The 20,135-nt window shown below is 67.4% G+C and carries 19 protein-coding genes and 1 riboswitch; of the genes, 7 read left to right on the top strand and 12 right to left on the bottom strand.

The genetic code is table 11. The features are described 5' to 3' along the window. Nucleotides 1-73: 73 nt before the first annotated feature. From cysD to cysK, 6 genes are all read right to left on the bottom strand, one after another. Complete coding sequence (gene cysD, locus QMN23_RS05385) at nt 74-877, bottom strand: sulfate adenylyltransferase subunit CysD (protein ID WP_282002393.1); 804 nt, start codon at nt 875-877, stop codon at nt 74-76. A 497-nt stretch (nt 878-1,374) separates the two neighbouring features. Further along, entirely contained in the window at nt 1,375-2,112 is a 738-nt protein-coding gene (locus QMN23_RS05380; RefSeq protein ID WP_282003817.1) for a phosphoadenylyl-sulfate reductase, read from the bottom strand. Nucleotides 2,113-2,173: 61 nt separating this feature from the next. Next, nucleotides 2,174-3,622 (bottom strand): SLC13 family permease, encoded by a 1,449-nt coding sequence (locus QMN23_RS05375; RefSeq protein ID WP_282002392.1) that lies wholly within the window; start codon nt 3,620-3,622, stop codon nt 2,174-2,176. Continuing rightward, complete coding sequence (locus QMN23_RS05370; RefSeq protein ID WP_282002391.1) at nt 3,622-4,392, bottom strand: hypothetical protein; 771 nt, start codon at nt 4,390-4,392, stop codon at nt 3,622-3,624. Before QMN23_RS05370 ends, QMN23_RS05375 begins: the two co-directional genes overlap by 1 nt. Beyond that, entirely contained in the window at nt 4,349-5,704 is a 1,356-nt protein-coding gene (locus QMN23_RS05365) for a nitrite/sulfite reductase (protein ID WP_282002389.1), read from the bottom strand. Before QMN23_RS05365 ends, QMN23_RS05370 begins: the two co-directional genes overlap by 44 nt. Nucleotides 5,705-5,706: 2 nt before the next feature. Next, nucleotides 5,707-6,660 carry a cysteine synthase A gene (gene cysK / locus QMN23_RS05360; RefSeq protein ID WP_282002387.1) on the bottom strand — a complete coding sequence of 318 codons (954 nt, stop codon included), beginning with the start codon at nt 6,658-6,660 and terminating at the stop codon, nt 5,707-5,709. Between the two features lie 210 nt (nt 6,661-6,870). After that, nucleotides 6,871-6,976: riboswitch (SAM riboswitch) on the top strand. Nucleotides 6,977-7,044: 68 nt separating this feature from the next. On the opposite strand from cysK, the gene QMN23_RS05355 reads away from it, so the two are divergent. From QMN23_RS05355 to QMN23_RS05340, 4 genes are all read left to right on the top strand, one after another. Further along, nucleotides 7,045-8,214: a trans-sulfuration enzyme family protein gene (locus QMN23_RS05355; protein WP_282002386.1), complete on the top strand. Its 1,170-nt coding sequence runs from the start codon at nt 7,045-7,047 to the stop codon at nt 8,212-8,214. Then, a complete protein-coding gene (locus QMN23_RS05350) occupies nt 8,211-9,350 on the top strand; it encodes a trans-sulfuration enzyme family protein (RefSeq protein ID WP_282002385.1) in 1,140 nt (379 codons plus the stop codon). The genes QMN23_RS05355 and QMN23_RS05350 overlap by 4 nt, the downstream gene beginning before the upstream one ends. A 112-nt stretch (nt 9,351-9,462) precedes the next feature. After that, nucleotides 9,463-11,295, top strand: coding sequence for a chloride channel protein (locus QMN23_RS05345; RefSeq protein ID WP_282002383.1), 1,833 nt, complete (start codon nt 9,463-9,465; stop codon nt 11,293-11,295). Nucleotides 11,296-11,434: 139 nt separating this feature from the next. After that, entirely contained in the window at nt 11,435-14,071 is a 2,637-nt protein-coding gene (locus QMN23_RS05340; RefSeq protein ID WP_282002382.1) for an EAL domain-containing protein, read from the top strand. On the opposite strand, the gene QMN23_RS05335 is transcribed toward QMN23_RS05340, so the two are convergent. Both QMN23_RS05335 and QMN23_RS05330 read right to left on the bottom strand, forming a co-directional pair. Then, on the bottom strand, nt 14,062-14,184 hold the full coding sequence (locus tag QMN23_RS05335; RefSeq protein ID WP_282002381.1) for a hypothetical protein: 123 nt from the start codon (nt 14,182-14,184) through the stop codon (nt 14,062-14,064). The two genes, QMN23_RS05340 and QMN23_RS05335, sit on opposite strands and share 10 nt — an antisense overlap. Before the next feature lie 25 nt (nt 14,185-14,209). Then, nucleotides 14,210-14,842 carry a TetR/AcrR family transcriptional regulator gene (locus QMN23_RS05330; RefSeq protein ID WP_282002379.1) on the bottom strand — a complete coding sequence of 211 codons (633 nt, stop codon included), beginning with the start codon at nt 14,840-14,842 and terminating at the stop codon, nt 14,210-14,212. 190 nt (nt 14,843-15,032) lie between these two features. Here QMN23_RS05330 and QMN23_RS05325 point away from each other — a divergent pair, with 190 nt between their 5' ends. The 3 genes from QMN23_RS05325 to QMN23_RS05315 all read left to right on the top strand — a co-directional run bounded on the left by QMN23_RS05325 (nt 15,033) and on the right by QMN23_RS05315 (nt 17,214). After that, entirely contained in the window at nt 15,033-15,776 is a 744-nt protein-coding gene (locus QMN23_RS05325; RefSeq protein WP_282002377.1) for a hypothetical protein, read from the top strand. A 103-nt stretch (nt 15,777-15,879) separates the two neighbouring features. Continuing rightward, nucleotides 15,880-16,560 (top strand): OmpH family outer membrane protein, encoded by a 681-nt coding sequence (locus QMN23_RS05320; RefSeq protein ID WP_282002375.1) that lies wholly within the window; start codon nt 15,880-15,882, stop codon nt 16,558-16,560. 270 nt (nt 16,561-16,830) lie between these two features. After that, a complete protein-coding gene (locus tag QMN23_RS05315; protein WP_282002373.1) occupies nt 16,831-17,214 on the top strand; it encodes a response regulator in 384 nt (127 codons plus the stop codon). A 170-nt stretch (nt 17,215-17,384) separates the two neighbouring features. Here the strand turns inward: QMN23_RS05315 and QMN23_RS05310 are convergent, their stop codons facing one another. Genes QMN23_RS05310 through QMN23_RS05295 form a run of 4 tightly spaced genes read right to left on the bottom strand, consistent with a single transcriptional unit; the run spans nt 17,385 to nt 20,075 of the window. Beyond that, nucleotides 17,385-17,582, bottom strand: a complete 198-nt coding sequence (locus QMN23_RS05310; protein ID WP_282002372.1) for a hypothetical protein — start codon at nt 17,580-17,582, stop codon at nt 17,385-17,387. A 40-nt stretch (nt 17,583-17,622) separates the two neighbouring features. After that, a complete protein-coding gene (tatA, locus tag QMN23_RS05305; RefSeq protein ID WP_282002371.1) occupies nt 17,623-17,796 on the bottom strand; it encodes a twin-arginine translocase TatA/TatE family subunit in 174 nt (57 codons plus the stop codon). Between the two features lie 45 nt (nt 17,797-17,841). Beyond that, nucleotides 17,842-18,339, bottom strand: coding sequence for a HyaD/HybD family hydrogenase maturation endopeptidase (locus QMN23_RS05300; protein WP_282002369.1), 498 nt, complete (start codon nt 18,337-18,339; stop codon nt 17,842-17,844). Between the two features lie 53 nt (nt 18,340-18,392). Then, nucleotides 18,393-20,075 carry a nickel-dependent hydrogenase large subunit gene (locus QMN23_RS05295; protein ID WP_282002368.1) on the bottom strand — a complete coding sequence of 561 codons (1,683 nt, stop codon included), beginning with the start codon at nt 20,073-20,075 and terminating at the stop codon, nt 18,393-18,395. Nucleotides 20,076-20,135: the final 60 nt, after the last annotated feature.

Here is a 20,135-nt window from a genome sequence, read left to right as displayed (position 1 = left end):
CGTAGCAGCGCTACGTCGCACAAGCGGTCCCGAAGACTTACGCAGCCAGGGCGGAAAAGGGGACGTTTCCCCCCTACATGTAGCCTTTGGCGCGCAACCTCTGCATCCCATACGCATTCTCCTGATCCTGCGCCCGGCCGGCCCGCTCCGGCGCCTTGATCGTCTTGAGCTCGGCGATGATCTCGTCCACCGTGGCGGCGGTGGAGTCGATCGGCCGGGTGCACGGCATGCAGCCGAGAGAGCGGAAGCGCTTGCCGTCCCGGGCGAAGTAGAGCGGGCAGAGCTCGATCCCCTCGCGGCGGATGTACTCCCAGATGTTCAGCTCGGTCCAGCCGAGGATCGGGTGGACGCGGACGTGGGTGCCGGGAGCGAAGCTGGTGTTGAACTGGTCCCACAGCTCGGGGGGCTGGTCCTTGTAGCTCCACTCGAAATTCTTGTCGCGGGGGGAGAAGACCCGCTCCTTGGCCCGGCTCCCCTCCTCGTCGCGGCGGATGCCGAGGAAGAGGCCGTGGAAACCGTGCCGGTCGATCAGCTGGGCCAGCCCCTCGGTCTTGAGCTTCGCGCAGCAGGCCAGCCGTCCCTGCTCCGGCCCCGTCCCGGCGGCCAGCGCCGCCTCGTTCCGGCCGACGATCAGCTCCGCCCCCCACTCCCTAACCATCCGGTCCCGGTAGGCGATCATCTCCGGGTATTTGTAGGTGGTATCGATGTGGACCAGCGGAAAGGGGATCCGGCCGAAGAACGCCTTCCGCGCCAGGTGGATCATGGTGGTCGAGTCCTTGCCGATGGAGTAGAGCATGGCGAGGTTGTCGAACTTCCGGTACGCTTCGCGGAAGATGTAGATGGATTGGGCTTCCAATTCGTCGAGATGGTCGTACATGGGGCCTCCTGCGGCCGCGGCGTGTGCGCCTTGAGCTGACGCACACGCCACGGCCGGTATGTTTGCGGTGTTTTTTGTGGTGCTTTCATTGTTAGTCGGATTTTCTGCCGTCGAACCTCAACCCCTTCCAAACCTCCTTGTCAGGGGAGGCTTTCTTCTGACGCCGTAAGGGCGAAAAATTTTTCGCCCCTACGGTCCCGCCCGCCCCATCGGCATTTCATCCGTAGGGGCAGGCCCCCGTGCCTGCCCTGGCCCTCGTGCCTGCCCCGGTTGGAACCGGCGCCGTGATTGCCGAGGACACCCGCACCTGCAGGGCATCCACGGGGGGGTGCCCCTACGGGGGCGGCATGTCGGCATGGAGGGGGGTTAGCCGATGGTGGCTGAACCGCGTTTTTTCGTCAGATCAAGGCTGTCGAGGAGCGACACGGAGGCGTAGCAGCGCTACGCCGCACACGGAGCCCCGAAGCCTTCCGTCGAGCTGGCGGAAAAGGCGCGGTTCACCTCCGCCGGTGGAGGCCGCATTCCTTATGCTCCGCCGCCTCCCACCACCAGCGCCCCGCCCGCGGATGCTCACCGGGGGCGACCGGCCGGGTGCAGGGGGCGCAGCCGATGGAGCGGTACCCCTGACGGTGGAGGCGGTTGACCGGCAGCCGCCGGCTCTCGGCGTAGGCCCAGACCTGCGCCTCGTCCCAGGCGAGGAGCGGGTTGATCTTGACGATGCCGCCATTGACGGTGTCGATTTCGATCGCCCGCAGCCCGCTCCGGGTAACGCTCTGCTCGCGGCGCATCCCGGTGACCCAGCCGGCCAGGCCGTGGAGCGCCCGGCCGAGCGGTTCCACCTTGCGGATCTGACAGCAGTGGTGGCGCTCGGCCAGCGACCGGCGGAAGGAGAACGGCCCCCGCTCCCGCTCCAGCGCCTCCACCGCCTCGTGGCGGGGGAAGTACCAGTCGATGGCGAGCCGGTAGCGGTCGGCCAGCGCCTCGGCCACCTCGTAGGTCTCTTCGTTGAGCCGACCGGTGTCGAGGGCGAAGGTGCCGATCGGCAGCCCCAGTTCGGCGATCAGGTCGACCAGGACCACGTCCTCCACCGAGAAGGAGCAGGCCAGCTTCACCGGCCCGCCGGCGGCGGCGAGCCCGGCGCGGAGGATCTCCGCAGGGGTGGCGGTGGCGGAAAGTTCGAGGATGTCGGTCATCGGTAACTCCTTGTCAGTTCGTTTCTCCCGGGAAAGAGGGATATTTGTCCCGGCAGGCACGGCCGAAGCTTGGCCCCGCCGGGGCGAACCAGGCCCTTTCCCGTCAGATGGTGAGCCCGAGCAGCGGCCAGACCAGCCACGCCGTGGCGAGGAAGAGGAGCCAGGAGAGCGCCATGATCGCGGCCCCGGGGATCACGATGTCCCGGCTCTTCAGGTAGCCCGAACCGTAGACGATGGCGGTGGCCGGGGTCCCCATCGGCAGGCAGTAGGCGAGCCCCGCCGGCAGGGCGATGGCCAGGGTGAGCACCCGCGGGTCGATCCCCAGCCCCTTGGCGAGGCCGAGGCCGATCGGCATCAGGATCGCCACCACCGCCGCATGGCTGATGCACTCGGTGAGGAGCATCGCCACCAGCGAGACGACTGCCACCAGCGCGAACGGCGACGGGGTGAAGGCGGCCAGCCCCTTCCGGACCAGCCAGAGGGCGGCACCGCTCTGTTGCAGGGCGCTCGCCAGGGCGATGGAACCGCCGTACATCAGGACGATCCCCCAGTTGACGTACTCCTCGATCTTCTGCCAGGAGACGACCCGGAAGGCGAAGAGGAGCGCCGCCGCCAGGAGGGCGATGTTCGCCAGCCCGAACCGCCGGCCGAAAACCACCCAGCCGCCGATGGTCGCCAGCATCACCAGGCCGGTGAGGAGTTCGTTGCCGCCGAGCTTCCCCATCTCCAGCCGTTTCCGATTGAGCTGCTGCAGCCCCGGGGCGACGCTGGCGACGTCGACCGGGAAGAAGCGCGTCAGGAGCAGGAAGCCGCTGACCAGCAGCGGCCCGACGATCGGCGCCGCGGCGGCGGTCCACTCGAAAAAGGTGAAGTCGAGGCCGCTGTTCTCCCGGAGGAGCCCCACCGCCAGCGGCGCCCGCGCTCCGCCGAGGAAGGTGGCGATGCCGCCGATGATGCACCCCCAGGCAATGGCCAGGAAGAGGAGCCGGGCGTAGCTGCTTCGCCCCGGCTTGAGGCCGAGGCTGTCGGCGATCTCGGCCACCACCGGGAAGAGCATCGCCGCCACCGCGTGCTCGCTCATGCAGAAGGAGAGCCCGGCGGCGAGCAGGAAGACGGTCAGCGCCAGCCGCCGCGGCGTGCGGCCGAAGCGGAGCAGCATCGCCCGGGCCAGCCGGGCCGCCAGGCCGGTGCCGGTCATGGCCGCCGCCAGGATGAAGGCGCCGAGGATGAAGAAGAGCGCCTCGTTGCCGAAGAGGGCATAGGTCTGCCGGGCCGCCAGCACCCCGGTGAGCGGCAGCAGCGCCAGGATCAGCAGGGCGGTGACCGCCAGCGGCAGCAGCCCGGTGACCCAGAGGAAAACCGCCCCGCCGAACAGAAGCAGCGCGTGGTAGCCGGCGACGCTCAGCCCGGCCGGCGGCGCCAGGCGGAACAGCAGCGCCTCCGCCAGCGCCAAGAGGGTCAGCACCTGGTAGCGGGCGGTCCGGTCGACGACGATCAGCCAGAGGGGCCGGGTGTCGATCTTCAGCGGTTTGTCGATGGCGAGCCGCTCCATCAGAGCCCCGCCGAATCGAAGGAGGCGTCGCCGCCGCTGACCCGCAGCCGCCGGCGCCAATCCGCCGCCGCCAGGAGCTGCCGGTCGCGGAGCCGTTCGAGGAGCCCGCGCCAGCGGCCGGCCGGCGCCGCGGCGACCAGCGGGGTGGTCAGGTCGAGGAGCGGCAGGTACGGCGGCAGCGCCACCCCGTGCCGTTCCCAGCCCGTGAGGAGGTGGCGGAAGAGGAGCGCCAGCTCCGCCGGTGGGGCGGCGTCGAGCGTCAAGAGCGGCACGATCCCCCCGGCCAGCAGCCGGTCGATGGCGCGGCGGGTCGTCGCCGGCGGCGCCCCGCCCCGGAGGGTCGAGGCCACCCCCCAGCGGGGGAAGACCTCCCGGGCCGTGAGCAGCGCCTCCCACACCGCCGGCTCGGTGTCGGCGGCGCCGGAGGGAATGTCGAGCAGGTCGACCCCGGCGGCGTAGGCCCGCAGGCCGGCCTCCGCCGGCAGCGGCCCGGCGAGCCGCCCCAGCAGCCGGACGGAAAAATTCTTCTTCAGCTGCCGGGCCAGTTCCTCCCCCTGGCGGAAGCCGTCTCCGCCGGCGAAGCTTACGTGGAAGAGACCGGTCGCCGCCAGGCAGAAGCTGGCCAGCATCGTCTCCAGGGTCTGGTAGACCGGCAGGGCCCCGCCGACGAAGAAGACACTCCCCTCCCGGTACAGCCGGTCGACCGCGGTTTCCGGCCGCGGCCGGTCAAGCAGCCGCTGCAGTTTGTGCTGATCGAGGTGCAGCTTCATCGGGTTCTCCCTCGGGGTCGCTGTCGTGCCGGTCGAGCCGGCGCAGCGCCGTCACCAGTTCCGCCAGCGACAGCTGTTCGGCGACCCGCCGGCCGAGACCGCCGTCGGTGCGCCGGTAGAGATCGAAGCGCGGGACGCGCCGGCCGTCGTCCCCCGCCGCCAGCCGGGCGGTGACGATGCCGACCGCCGCCAGCTGGGGCTGGCTGCAGGAGTTGGGGCAGCCGGAAAGCGCGTAGTCGAGGGTGGCGGCGACCGGGCCGAGCGCAGCCAGGATGCTCCGGGCCAGGTCGCGGGTCGGGGCGAGCCCCATCAGGCATTCGTGGCTGCCGGGGCAGACCCGGCAGGCGATCCGCTCTTCCGGCGCGCTGCCGGCAAAGCCGGCCCCGGCCAGCGCCTGCCGCGCCGCGGCGGCATCGACGCCGGCCGCCAGGGCGAAGGCGATATTCTGGCCGCCGGTCACCGTCAGCACCCCGCCGGCCCAGCGGACGGCAAAGTCGGCCAGCCGGCGCAGTTCGCCGGCAGTGAGCCGGCCGGCGAAGCAGGTGGCTTCCAACCGCTCGCCGGGCGCCAGGAGGTACTCCGGCAGGCCGCCGACCGGCGGCAACTCCTCCGTCGCCGTCGGCTCGGCGAAGATCCGCCGCGCCAGCTCCTCCCGCCCCAGTTCCCGGGCCAGGTGCTTGAGCCGCTTGCCGGCCGGGGTGTGGGCGGCGTAGACCCGGATGATCGCTTCGAGGAGCGGGATCAGCCGCGTCCCGGTGAGCGCCGGCACCAGGAGGAAGCCCGGCTGCGGCTCCCGCCCCAGCCCGCCGGCCACCCAGACGTCGTAGCGGCCCTCCCCCTCATCCTGCTGCGCCAGCACCAGCCCCACGTCCTGGATCAGGTGCCGCCCGCTCCGCTCGTCGGCTTCGAGGCCGATCTTGAATTTCTTCGGCAGCCGCTCGAAGCGGGGATTGCCGGCAAAGTGCCGCTGCAGCCGCCGCGCCAGGGTCTCCAGCAGCGGATACCCGGCCGGACTGCCGCAGCTCACCCCGCGCACCGCCCCGCCGCAGGCCCCCCGCGAGGTGAGGCCGACCGCCGCCAGCGCCTGTTTCAGCTCCGGCAGCGCCGGTTCCCGTACCCAGTGGATCTCGATGCTGCCGCGGCTGGTGAGGTGCAGCTCGCCGCGGCCGAACCGCTCGGCGATCCCGGCCACCGCCCGGGCCTGCTCGGCCGAGAGGACCCCCGCCGGCAGCTTGATCCGCTGCATGAAAAACCCCTCCTGCCGCTGGGGATAGACGCCGTCCAGCCGATAGGCCGTTCCCGTGGTCGCCATGGCTAGAGCCCCTCGAACAAAGGGGTGGAGAGGTAGCGCTCCGCCCCGTCCGGCAGGATGACGACAATGGTCTTGCCGGCGAACTCCTCCCGCCGGGCCAGCCGGACCGCCGCCGCCGCGGCAGCGCCGCTGGAGATGCCGACCAAAAGCCCCTCTTCCCGCGCCAGCCGCCGGGCGAACTCGATCGCTTCGCCGCTCTCCACCGGCTCGACCCGGTCGAGCAGCGTCAGGTCGAGGTTCTCCGGGATGAAGCCGGCACCGATCCCCTGGATGCGGTGTGCCGCCGGCTGCAGCTCCCGGCCGGCAAGGCGCTGGCCGATCACCGGGCTCTCCCTGGGCTCCACCGCCACCGAGAGGATCTGTTTCCCCCGGGTCCGCTTCAGGTAGCGGGAGATGCCGCTGATCGTCCCGCCGGTGCCGACCCCCGCCACCAGCACGTCGATGGCGCCGTCGGTATCCTGCCAGATCTCCGGGCCGGTGGTCTGCTCGTGGATCGCCGGATTAGCCGGATTGCGGAACTGCTGGGGGAGAAAATAGCGCGCCGGCTCGGCGGCGGCGAGCGCCTCCGCCCGGGCCACCGCCCCCTTCATCCCCTCCGCCCCGGGAGTGAGGATCAGATTGGCGCCGAGGGCCGCCAGGAGCCGGCGCCGCTCGATGCTCATCGTTTCCGGCATGGTCAGGGTCAGCCGGTAGCCGCGGGCGGCGGCCACGTAGGCGAGGGCGATGCCGGTGTTGCCGCTGGTCGGCTCAATGATCTCCACTCCCGGCCGGAGCACGCCGCGCGCTTCGGCGGCCCAGATCATGCTGGCGCCGATCCGGCACTTCACCGAAGAGGAGGGGTTGCGTCCCTCCACCTTGGCGAGCACCGTCGCCCGCGCCCCCTCCGTGACCCGGTTGAGCCGGATCAGCGGCGTGTTGCCGATCGATCGCGAATTGTCCCCGTAAATGTGTGCCATGACGTGTGCCCTTTCCCTTGCCGGCGATAGTTGTTTAGCTATTTACTATGGTAACCAATTAACATTAACCGAACATATGTGTCAACTATATATTTATTTAATAGCTGCACATACTGTTCATGTTAATAATTTTTGGTGTTGACTTTTTATTAGTGTGGCGGTAAACAATAATCATCGGCAGTACCTGCAGTACCACAACCAAAACCGATTTTCTTATCGAGAGCGACCGAGGGACAGGCCCGATGACGTCGCGGCAACCCCCCGCCAGGGGAAGGTGCCAAGTCCTGCGGAACCAGCGGGTTCCGGGAGATAAGGAAGCACGGACCCCCAGAGGAGTCCCCTTCCGATTACCCCCGGCAGGGGACTTTTTTTTGGAGGTGCATCATGCATGCAGCAACCACGGCCGCCCACATCGGCCTCGACTGGGACACCCGCACCGGCGCGGTGACCGTGCCGATCTACCAGACCGCCACCTTTCGCCACCCAGGGCTCGGCCAGAGCACCGGCTACGACTACAGCCGCTCGGGGAACCCGACCCGCCAGGCGCTGGAGGAGGGGATCGCCCGCCTCGACGGCGGCACCGCCGGCTTTGCCTACGCCTCGGGGATGGCGGCCATCGCCGCCCTGCTCCTGCTGTTTAGCCAGGGGGACCACCTGATCGTCACCGAAGACCTCTACGGCGGCACTTACCGACTGTTCGAGCAGATTCTCCCCCAGTACGGCCTCGAATTCAGCTACGTCGACACCAGCGACCCGGCGGCGGTGCGGGCGGCGCTTCGCCCCACCACCCGCGGCCTGTTCGTCGAATCGCTGACCAACCCGCTGCTCAAGGTGGCCGACATCGCCGCCCTGGCCGGCCTCTGCCGGGAACAGAGGCTGCTCTGTATCGTCGACAACACCTTCCTCACCCCCTACCTGCTCCGGCCGCTGGCGCTCGGGGCGGACATCGCCGTCTACAGCGGCACCAAGTACCTCGCCGGCCACAACGACACGGTCTGCGGCCTGGCGGTAGTCCGCGACCCGGCGCTCGCCGAACGGCTGAAGTTCCACCAGAACGCCGTCGGCGCGGTGCTCGGCCCCCAGGACTGCTGGCTGACCATCCGCGGCCTGAAGACCCTGTCGGTCCGCCTCGACCGCCAGCAGGAGAACGCCCTGGCCATCGCCCGCTGGCTCGCCCGCCACCCGCAGGTGGAGCGGGTCTACTACCCGGGGCTGGCCGATCACCCCGGCCACGAGCTGCTCCGGCGTCAGGCGAGGGGGTTCGGAGCGATGATTGCTTTCACCGTCCGCGAGCCGGCGCTCGTCGAACAGTTGCTCCTCAAGACCCGCCTGATATCATTTGCCGAGAGCCTCGGCGGCGTGGAGAGCCTGATCACCTTCCCGGAGGTCCAGACCCACGCCGACCTCGAACCGGCCACCCGGCGGCGGCTCGGCATCGACGACCGCCTCCTCCGCCTGTCGGTGGGAATCGAGGCTGTCGACGACCTGCTCGACGACCTGGCCCAGGCCTTCGGCGACGCACCGACCACCCAACACAAGGAGACCCAGCCATGAAAATCGCCACCCGGCTGATCCATTCCGGCCACGCCGTCGACCCGACCACCGGGGCGCTCAGCATCCCGATCTACCAGGCGTCGACCTTCCGCCAAGAGTCGGTCGACCACTTCGGCCGGTACGACTACTCCCGCTCCGGCAACCCGACCCGCGAGGCACTGGAAGAAACCATCGCCGCCCTGGAGGGGGGGAGCCGCGGCTTTGCCTTCGCCTCGGGGATGGCAGCAATCTCCTCGGCGCTGCTTCTCTTCTCCTCCGGCGACCACCTGGTCGTCTGCGAGGATGTCTACGGCGGCGCCTTCCGGGTGCTGACCACCCTCTTCCAGCGGCTCGGCATCGAGACGACCTTCGTCGACACCACCGATCTCGCCGCCATCCGCGCCGCCATCCGGCCGAGCAGCCGGGGGCTCTACCTGGAAACGCCGTCCAACCCGCTCCTCAAGGTCACCGACCTGCGGGGGGCGGCGGCGCTGGCCCGGGAGCACGGCCTGCTGACCCTGGTGGACAACACCTTCATGACCCCCTACCTGCAGCGGCCGCTGGAGCTCGGCTGCGACATCGTTCTCCACAGCGGCACCAAGTTCCTCAACGGCCACAGCGACGTCCTCTGCGGTTTCGCCGTCACCCGCGACGAGGAGCTCGGCAAGCGGCTCAAGTTCGTCCAGAACGCCTTCGGCGCGGTACTCGGCCCCCAGGACTCCTGGCTGGTGCTGCGCGGTCTGAAGACCCTCAAGGTGCGGCTGGAGGAGAGCCAGAAGAACGCCCGGGCGCTGGCGGAATGGCTGCAGCGGCAGCCGGCGGTGACCGCCGTCCACTACCCGGGGCTGGCGGACCATCCGGGGCACCGGGTCCACAGCGAACAGAGCGCCGGGCCGGGGGCGGTCCTCTCCTTCACCCTCGCTACCCCGGAACTGACCCGGACCCTCCTGGAGCGGCTGGAGCTTGCCGCCTTCGCCGTCAGCCTCGGCGGCGTCGAGAGCATCATCTCCTACCCGGCGAAGATGTCCCACGCCGCCATGCCGCCGGCGGAGCGGGCGGCACGGGGGATCACCGACACCCTGGTCCGGCTGTCGGTGGGGCTGGAGGACCTGGACGACCTGGTGGCCGACTTCGAGCGGGTGCTCAACGGCGCCTGACGGAACGGACGACGCCGGCGGCCGGCAAAAGTGCTGCCGCCGGCGAGAAACTGTGCTAAGCTTGGACCTGATGCCGCGCCGGCATGAATTCACCCCTCACGGAGCGGAACCCATGCCCCCTGCCGCCAAGCCCTGCAAACCGCTCAGCACCCTGGGCCTGATCGCCCTGTCGGTGCTGGTCGGCGTGATCGCCAGCCTCGGCGCGGTCCTTTTCCGGGCGCTGATCGCCCTGTTCCACAATCTGCTGTTCCTCGGCAGCTTCTCCTTCAGTTACGATGCCAACATCCACACCCCGGCCAGCCCCTGGGGACCGCTGGTGATCCTCGTCCCGGTGATCGGCGCCGCCTGCGTCGCCTTCCTGGTCAGCCGCTTCGCCCCGGAAACACGCGGGCACGGCGTCCCGGAGGTGATGGACGCCATCTACTACAACAAAGGGTTCATCCGGCCGGTGGTGGCGGTGATCAAGTCGCTCGCCTCGGCGCTGTCGATCGGCAGCGGCGGCTCGGTAGGACGCGAAGGGCCGATCATCCAGATCGGCTCGGCCTTCGGCTCGACCATCGCCCAGCTGCTCGAACTGCCGGTCTGGCAGCGGATCACCATGATCGCCGCCGGCGCCGGCGGCGGGATCGCCGCCACCTTCAACACCCCGCTCGGCGGGGTGCTGTTCGCCATGGAAATACTGCTCCACGAGGTGAGCGTCAAGACGCTGGTGCCGGTCGCCATCGCCACCGCCACCGCCACCTATGTCGGCCGGCTCTTCTTCGGCGTCCACCCCTCCTTCGTCATCCCGGCCTTCGAGGTCCCCTATTTCCACCTCACCAACCCGCTGGTGCTCCTGACCTATCTCGGGCTGGGACTGCTGGCGGGGGCGATGTCCGCCGTCTACATCCGTTCGATCTACGACTGCGAGGACCTTTTCGCCCGGCTGGTCCCCAACAACTACTACCTCCGGCACATGCTCGGCATGCTGCCGGTCGGCATCCTCCTCTACCTGCTGCTCCTCACCACCGGCCACTACTACGTCGAAGGGGTCGGCTACTCGACGGTCCAGTCGATCCTGATCGGCGACCTCAACCGCCCGGGGCTGCTGGTGATACTCTTCGTGCTCAAGCTCCTCGCCACCGCCCTGGCCCTCGGCTCGGGGGCCTCCGGCGGGATCTTCTCGCCGGCCCTGTTTCTCGGCGCAACGATGGGGGGCGCCTACGGGGTGATCCTGCACTACTTCCTACCGGGACTGGAGATCAGCCCGCCCGCCTTCGCCGTCGCCGGCATGGCGGGGATGGTCGGCGGCTCCACCGGCGCCGCCATCGCCGCGATCGTCATGGTGCTGGAAATGACCCTCGACTACAGCGTCGCCATCCCGATCACCCTCACCGTCGCCATCAGCTACGCGGTCCGGACGATACTCTGCCGGGAGAGCATTTACACCCTCAAACTGGCCCGCCGCGGCCACTTCATGCCGGAAGCGTTCCACACCAACGTCCACCGCCTGCAGCGCGCCCGGGAAGTGATGGAGCGGCGGCTGCTCCCCGTCGCCGCCGCCGCCAACCTGGTCCAGTTCGCCCGCCTCACCGCCGAGCATCCGGCGGTCGACTGGTACCTGGTGACCGACGGCGAGACGGTGACCGGCATCGTCGCCAAGGAATCGGCCCTCGAAGTGCTCTGCCGGGCCGGGCTGCGGACGACCATGGCCGACCTGGTCCAGCAGGACTATATCGTCATCGGCGGCCAGGCGACCCTCTTCGACGTGATGGCCCGGATGCGCGCCGCCGGCGCCTCGGTGGCGCTGGTGACCGACCCGGGAACGCCGCTGACCGTGGACCGGGTGCGAGGGATCATCGGCAAGCAGCGGATTGCCGACGTCGTAGCCGGCACCTTCGAGTTCTTCTCCGAGGAGGAGAGCGACGAGTGCCGGATCGAACTTCCCGGCCGGCCGCCCCGCTAACCGGCCGCAACCATTGACGCCTTTTCTTGTTCGCCAATCCGGTCAATAAAACAGCTGTAATTAACACAAAATAATGCTAGAATAACGGCTTCGTTCCGATAGGCTCTGCAATTTTCTCTCGATTCGCACTGTGATGCCTATGCTGCGCCGCCCCATTCTCATTATCGTCCTCGTCCTCCTGGCCGGAAGCTGGGCTTTTCCGCCCCGGTCGGCCGCCCGGCCAACCCCGGCCGGCGAGACGGTCGTCCTCCAGCTGCCGTGGCCGTACCAGTTCAGCGCCGCCGGCTTCGTCGCCGCCGCGGAGAAGGGGTTCTACGCCCGGGAGGGGCTGAACGTCGTCATCCGCGAAGGGCTGCCCGGCCGGCCGGTGAGCCAGGTAATGGCCGGCCACGCCCAATACGGCGTCTCCACCTCGGCGCTCCTCTATTACCGGGTCACCGGCAAGCCGCTGGTGGTGGTTGCCCCGCTCTTCCAGAAATCCCCCTTCGTCATCGTCTCCCTGCGCGAGTCAGGCATCACCAAACCGCACGACCTGGCGGGACGGCGGATCATGACCGGCACCCCGGAAACTTCCGCCGAAGCCCTGGCCATGCTCCATAATGAAGGAATCTCCCCGGTACTGGTCCGGCGCATCCCCCGTCCCGGCACCATCGACGACCTGACCAGCGGCCGGGCCGACGCCATTGTCGCCTGCCAGGTCAATGAACTCCCCGCCATCGACCGGGAGCGAAGCCGCTTCAACATCATCACCCCCGGCCACTACGGGATCGACTTCTACGGCAACGTCATCTTCACCTCCCACCAGGAGCTGAAAGAGCATCCGGAGCGGGTCGCCGCCTTTCGCCGGGCAAGCATCGCCGGTTGGGAATACGCCCTCAACCACCCCGACGAACTGATCGAACGGCTGGTCCGGCGAGCCAGCACCGAACGGGGCCGGGACCGGGCGTACCTCGCCCGCCAGGCCATGATTATCAAGCAGCTGACACTCCATGACATCGTCGAGCTCGGGCACAACAACCCGGACCGTTGGCGGCACATCGGCGACACCTACGCGAGCCTCGGCATGATCTCGCCCGACCATTCGCTGACCGGCTTCCTCTACGACCCCAACCCGCCCCGCTTTTCCTGGAACCACTGGGGGGTCCGGCTGGCGGCATCGATCTGCGTGCTGGTCCTCTCCGCCGCCCTGGTGATGCTGGTGACCAACAAACGACTGGCCCGGGAGGTGGGGGAACGACGGCGGGCGGAAGACGAGCTGGCCCGCTACCGCAACCACCTGGAGGAACTGGTCGAAGAGCGAACCAACGCGTTGATGGAGAAGAGCGAGGAACTGGTCAACGCAATCAGCGAACGGCGCCAGATCAAGGCCAAGCTGCTGCAGAACGAGAAGCGGCTGACCCGTCTCTCCCAATACGACCCGTTGACCGGCCTGCCGAACCGGCTGTTGCTCAGAGACCGGCTGGAACACGCCATCGAGCGGAGCAGCCGCTCCGGCAAGACCGTCGCCCTCCTCTTCATGGACCTGGACCGTTTCAAGAAGATCAACGAAACGCTCGGCCACGAGGCCGGCGACCGGCTGCTCCGGGAAATGGCCAGGCGACTGAAGTCGTTCGTCCGCCGTTCCGACACCCTCGGCCGGTTCGGCGGCGACGAGTTCATCCTGGTCCTCGAACAGATCGAGGATTTCCGTTTCATCGCCGTGATGGCGCGGAAGACGCTCGAAAGCCTGGCGGCCGAAACCCAGCTCGACGGCCAGCAGCTGTTCGTTACCGCCAGCATCGGCATCAGCGTCTATCCGGTGGACGGCAGCGACGCCGAGACGCTCCTCAAGTGCGCCGACACCGCCATGTACCGGGCCAAGGGGCTGGGCGGAAACTGTTACCAGCTCTACGAGCACCGGATGAACGCCCGGGCCCACGAACTGCTGGTGATGGAGAGCTCGTTGCACAAATCGCTCAGGGCGGGCGAACTGCGGCTCTTCTACCAGCCCCAGGTCGACCTGGCCACCGGTGAGCTGATCGGCATGGAGGCGCTGCTCCGCTGGCAGCACCCGACACGGGGGTTGGTCCTTCCCGGCGAAATCATCCCGATCGCCGAGGACTGCGGCCTGATCGTGCCGATCGGCGAATGGGTGCTGCGCACCGCCTGCCGCCAGCTGAAAGAGCTGCAGCAGCACTGCGGGACGGCAGTGCCGGTAGCGGTGAACGTTTCGAGCCGCCAGTTCGTCAAGACCGACCTAGTCGACACCATCGCCCGGACTCTTCACGAGACCGGCCTCCCCCCCCGGCTGCTGGAGATCGAGATCACCGAAAGCATGATCATGCACGATCTCGACGCCGCCCTGGCGATCCTCAGCGAGCTGCGGCGGATGGGGGTGCGGATCGCCATCGACGACTTCGGCACCGGCTATTCGTCGCTCAGCCACCTCAAGCACCTGCCGATCTCCCGGCTAAAGATCGACCGCTCCTTCGTCCGGGACGTGGCGACCAACGCCAACGACGCGGCGATCACCGGCGCGGTGATCTTCCTCGCCCGAACCATGGGGCTGGAAGTAATCGCCGAGGGGGTCGAAAACGCGGCACAGCTCGACTTCCTGATGCGCAACGGCTGCATTCTCGGCCAGGGGTACCTGTTCTCCCCGCCGCTGCCGGTGGATGAACTGGTAACCTTCATCCACGGCAGGTGCGACAGCGCGGCGACGGCCCTCGCCGTCCTGCAGGCCTTCGCCGACGGCCGGCTGGCTGCGGGCAATGAAGAGTGGGATGGTCAGGGTTGACAGGCAGGCAGGGCGGTGTTGGGCGACAGCTCCGGCAGCCGCCGGTTGACCGTACGGTCGATGATCTGCTTCCGCCGGGCGTGGTAGCCGGCGGCCATGGGCAGTATCGGCACCGCTCCTTGACTGAAGAGGGAATTGCTAGGCACGGGGCGCGGCGTCCCGCAGCTGCGTCCGGAAGCCGGGCCGCGCGCCGTCGGCCAGGATGCCGTCGAAGATTACGTCGAGGATCGTCCGGAACGCCTGATCGATGCTCACCGACAGGGTGGCGAGTGTTTCGGGGGTGATGACCCCCATGATGGCGCTGATGTAGATCTGCACCAGCACCTCGACGTTGATGTCCCGGCGCAACGCCCCCTCGGCGATGCCGTGTTCGATCAGCAGGTGAAAGTTCCGGTTGATCTCCTCCCGGCGGAACGTTTCCAGCTCGCGGGCGAGGGCAGGAGTGAAGGCGCGCAGATCGGCCTGGAACTGCTGCCCGAGCTCCGTCAGCTCCTTCCCCGCGGCAATCCAGAGCCGGTAGAGCTTGTCGGCGAAATCGGCCCGGCTGGCCACCGTCTCCTGGAACAGCTGGTGAATCCGCGCCGTCTTCGCCCGGAACACCGCCCGGATCAGGTCATCCTTGGTCGGGAAATACCGGTAGATCGTCTTCTTGCTCATCCGCAGCTGCCGGGCCAGTTCGTCCATGCTGACCCGGGCAAAGCCGCGGCTGAAAAACTCCTCGCTGGCCCGGCCGACGATCCGCTCGCGGGCCACGGCTTCATCACCTTTCATGTCCCTACCTCCAAATACTTTGGAAACTATTTTCGTAGTTATAAGTTTCCTTATAACGTCTTTCCGCCGCCACCGTCAACCGGTTTTTCCCTCCCGCCGGAATCGGACCGGCGGAGCGGGCCGGCAAGGCAAATGCCCCGAGCTGTGGTATCCTCTAGGGGAACGACAACCGGCACGAGGAGGTTTGACAATGCGACTGACCGCAATGATCCGCACGGTACTGGTGATGATCGCCCTGCTACTGACGGCCGCGCCGGGCCGGGCGGCGGAGGGGAACGACCGGCAGCTGGCCGACCTGATTGCCGGGATGCTCAAGGCTTACGGCGGCGAAGCGGCAGTGGCCCGGGTCGAGGCGGTGGCCGCCCGGGGAGAGATCGTCGATTTCCTCAACGGCAACCGCGGCGCCTACGGCCGCTATTTTGCCCGGCAGCGCCGGCTGCGGATCGAGATCATGCCCGACCAGGGGGGCGAGGTGCGCCTGCTCGACGGCAGCCGCGGCTGGCAGGGGACGGGCCGGCAGCTGGTGAAGGCCCAACCGGTCCTCCTCCAGTCGATGGTCTACCAGTACAGCTACCTCGACCTGCCGATGGCCTTTGCCCACCACTCGTTCCCGGTCAGCTACGGCGGCCGGGTCACGCTGGGCGAGCGGGAGCTGGCGCTGCTACTGGTCGATCCGCCGGGATCGCCGCAGATCAGGGTCTACGTCGACCCGGCCACCTTCCTGATCGCCCGGGTGAGCGCCGATTTCGCCATGGGGATGATGGGAAGCAGCGAGCTGGCCACCGAGTACGGCGACTACCGCCCGGCCGCCGGGGTCCTCTTTCCCCGGCGGCTGACCAATTACGCCGGCACGCTGAAACTGTCGGAAATCACCCTCAGCAGCCTGGAAGTCAATCCCGGGCTGCCGGCGGCACTCTTTGCCCCGGCGCCGTAGCGGTGAACGACTGCCGGGTTGCGCAATCAGGGTAAAAGGGGTATCCTGCCAGTTCAGCAATCTCCCCCCGCAGGGTTACCCTGCCGAAAGGACGAGACCACCCATGAAAAACATCCGCACCGCTTTGTTGCCAACCGTTTGCGCCCTGGCGCTCATCACCGCCGCGCCGGTGCTGGCCGCCGACCAGTCCGCCGCTCCGCCGGCACCGGCCGCGACCCCGGCGCCGGAAGCCGCCAAGCCGGCCCCGCCTAGCGCCACACCGACCGCCCCCGCCGTCGCGCCGGCCGCGACCGCCACGCCGGCGACCGTGCCGCCGGCCGGTCACGCCGTCATCGTCGGCTACGTCGACATGGCGAAGATCGGCGGCGAATCCAAGCCCGGCAAGGCTGCGATGCAGCAGATGAAAGATAAGACCGAGAAAATCCGCGCCCAGATCACCGGCCGGGAGAAGAAGCTGGAAAAACTCAAGGAAGAGATCAGGGCCCAACTTCCGTCCCTGTCGCCGAAGGAGCGGGAAGCCAAGGCGCGCGGTTTCCAGAAGAAGATCGAGGAGTACCAGAAATTCGTCCAGAATGCCGAAAAAGAGATGCGGGCCAAAGACCGGGAGTTGACCGCCGCCATCCTCAAGTCGGTGGAAAAGATTGTCGAAGCCTATGGCAAAGCCAACGGCCTGGCGGTGGTCCTGCCGAAACAGGAACTGCTCTACCTCGGCGACGGGGTGGAACTCAAGGACATTACCGACGCGGTCCTGAAGAAACTTAACGAAACCGCGCCCGCCAAATAGCCCCTCCCCGGGCGTTGTCCAGCCCCGCCGGTTCGACCGGCGGGGCTTTTTTGCGCCCTGTGCGGCAAGCGCCGCCCGGCCCACCGTATACTCATCTTGGCATAATTATTGATATTTTTTAACCGGCAGCAACCGAAATCGAGCGGTACCGCCGCGCAATCGCCGCTGCCATGCGGCCGCGGCAGGCGGCGCCGCGCCGGTGGCCGCCAACCCCGGGTGTAGCGTTTTGTCCCGATTGTATCGTTACGGCACGAGTCAAGGAGGATAGCCATGCCACGGAAGATCGTCCTGATCTGCGACGATGAGGAAGGAATGCTCCGCTACCTGAAAAAGATGCTTGAAGCGCTCGGCCTGGCGGTCGAGACCTTTGCCGACGGGACCAGCCTGCTGCGGCGGCTCGCCGGCGGCGAGCCGGGCGATGCCAGCCTGCTCCTCCAGGATATGCGGCTGCCCGACGGTGACGGGCTGCAGTTCCTCCGCCGGGTCAAGGAGCTGCGCCCCGCCCTGCCGGTGGTGATGATGACCGCCTACGCCTGCAACGACGTCGCCTGCGCCGCTTACGACGGCGGCGCCAGTCACTTCCTGCCAAAGCCGTTCAGCCGCGAAACGATCGTCGGGGTGATCCGGACGACCATCGGCGACGCCGATCACTGAACGCCCTCGCCCTCGATGGGAGAGGGCTGGGAAGAGGATGGAACGGGAGAAGATAGGAAATGCGCAATAATCGGGTCGGCGCATAAACGAAAGCGCGGATCACCGTCTCCCGAGTGGAGAATGGTACCCGCGCTTCCCTGTTGCCCGCCGGCAGGTGAGAGGAGGCCGGTTCAGACTTCGCCGGACACCCGCAGGCGGAGTTTCCGGTACCGCAGTCCGGCCCGCAGCCGCTCCAGGTAAACCAGCCCGTAGACCGCAACCGCCGCCGGCCAAAGGATATCGAAGCAGTCGACCGATGCCAGCGGCACCGTTATCCGCACCAGCCCGAGCAGCAACAACGCCATCCCGCCGCCAAAGATCGTTACCATCTGCCACCTCCCCGCCGGCACCGGAGGCCGGCCGCCCGTCTTACGCTTCCTTGGTCTTCTCGATGATTTTGACGTCGTCCTCGTTCATCCCCTTCTTGAAGTTCTTGATGCTGGTGCCAAGGGACTGGCCGAGCTGGGGAAGCTTGGACGGTCCGACCACCACCAGGGCAATCACCAGGACGATTATCATTTCAGGCATGCCAAATCCAAACATTACGTTCACTCCTTAACCGGGTCGCCCCGGCGGTTGGTGCTCCGTTCAGTGGAGCACGTTCTGCTGTTTCTCGCGGATCTCGTAACCCAGCCCCCGCAACTCGTCGACGATCAGCCCGGCCACCCGGGGCAGCTTGTCGCACAACGGCGGCGAGAGTTCGTTCCCCGGATCGAGGGTCGCCGGGATCACCCCGACCAGGCTGACGTTGGCCGGGCAACCGCCCCGCAACTCGCTGATGAAGAGCATCTCCTGGATGCCGATCTGGTGCGGCGACAGTTTGACCGGCAGCCGGTTGAGCATGATGTCGTCTTTCTCGTAGCGGAAGATATCGCCCGGTTCGCCGGCGGTATCGACGGTATCGACGATGAAGACCCGCTCGGCCTCCTCGATCTTGTGGGTGACCATGATGCCCAGGGTGCCGCCGTCGTACAGCTCGATCTCCTCGGGGAACTGGTACCGCTCGGCCAGATAGTTGATGCAGTGGACGCCGAACCCCTCGTCGGAGAGGATCAGGTTGCCGGCGCCGAAAATCAGGGTTTTCATGTTATCTTCCTCGTCGGGGCGGGTCTGGGACCCGCCCCGGCATTTCGGTTATCCTACAGGACCTTCACCTTGGTGATTTCCTTGCCGGCCGGATCGATGGTATGGACGGCGCAGGCGATGCACGGGTCGAAGGAGTGGACCGTCCGGAGCACTTCGAGGGGCTGGTCGGCCATCGCCACCGGGTTGCCGACCAGGCTCGCCTCGTAGGGACCGGGCTGGCCATGTTCGTCGCGCGGCGACGCATTCCAGGTGGAGGGGACCACCGCCTGGTAGTTCTTGATCTTCTTCTTGTCGATCACCATCCAGTGGGACAGGGTGCCGCGGGGCGCCTCATGGAAGCCGACCCCCTTGTACTCGCCGCTCGGGATCTCGGTGTTGTTGGCGTAGGCGGTGTCCCCCTTGCCGATGTTGTCGACCAGCTTGTCGAGGTAGGTCAGCGACAGGTCGGCCATGACGTGGGCACGCAGGCCGCGGGCCACGAGCCGGCCCATGGTGGAGTGGTACTCCTTGAGGCCGATGCCGAGCTTGGCGTTGGTGGCGTCGACCACCTTCTTGACCAGCGGGTTGCCGGCGGCGTAGGAGGCGAGAATCTGGGCCGGCGGGCCGACCTGCATCGCCTTGCCGTTGAAGCGCGGCGACTTGCACCAGCTGTATTTGCCGTTCTCCTGGAAATCGGTGTACTCGGGCTTGGTCTCGCCGTCCCACGGGTGGAGCGAGTCCGCCCCTTCGTACCAGGCGTGGGCGACCCCTTCGGTGATCCCCTGGATCAGGGCCTGGTCCTGGTGGTCGTTGATCGGCTTGAAGGTGGCAAGGTCGCCGTTGTAGATGATCCCGCCGTTCAGGGCGAACTTGGTGTTCCGGGTATCCTCGGCGAATTCCGGCACCGCCAGGTAGTTGGTGACCCCGGCGCCGTGGCGGAACCAGTCGCGGTAGAAAGAGCCGATGGCGACCAGGTCGGGGTAGTAGACCTTCTGGACGAAGTCGCGGGTTTCGGTCATCAGCTCCTTCAGGTAGGCGATCCGCTCCATGTTGAGAGTGGCGAGGTTATCCATGTTGACCGCAGTAGCGACGCCGCCGACCACCAGGTTCTGGATGTGCGGGTTCTTGCCGCCGAGGATGGCCACCGCCTGGGCCGCCTTCCGCTGGTAGTCGAGGGCCTTCAGGTAGTGGGCCACCGCCAGCAGGTTGACTTCGGGCGGCAGTTTCATCGCCGGGTGCCCCCAGTAGCCGGAGGCGAAGATGCCGAGCTGGCCCCCTTCGACGAACTTCTTCAGCTTGTCCTGCACCGCCTTGAACTCCTTCTCGCTGTTCCCCGGCCAATCGGAGATGCTCTGAGCGATCGAGGCGGTCTTCTTCGGGTCGGCCTTCAGCGCCGAGACGATGTCGACCCAGTCGAGGGCGGAGAGGTGATAGAAGTGGACGATGTGGTCCTGTACCGAGTGCTGGGCGATCATGATGTTGCGGATGTACTGGGCGTTGAGCGGCACTTCCACGTTGAGGGCGTTCTCCACCGAGCGGATCGAGGAGATGGCATGAACGGTGGTGCAAACGCCGCAGAACCGCTGGGCATAGGACCAGGCGTCCTGCGGATCGCGCCCTTTGAGGATCACTTCGATCCCGCGCCACATCTGGGCCGATGACCAGGCCTTGCTGACCTGGCCGCCGTTGACTTCGACATCGACTCTCAGGTGACCCTCGATACGGGTAATAGGGTCCAGGGTTATTCTCTTAGACATTCAATCCTCCGTAAATTATAGGCAATTGGCTCGTGGCGCCGGCAAGGCGGGGAGCCCCCT

Origin of the sequence: Geotalea uraniireducens (assembly GCF_027943965.1) — a bacterium.
Classification (GTDB): Bacteria; Desulfobacterota; Desulfuromonadia; order Geobacterales; family Geobacteraceae; genus Geobacter; species Geobacter uraniireducens.
Note: the sequence above shows the minus strand (reverse complement) of the source record. Positions and strands in the feature narration are given on the sequence as shown.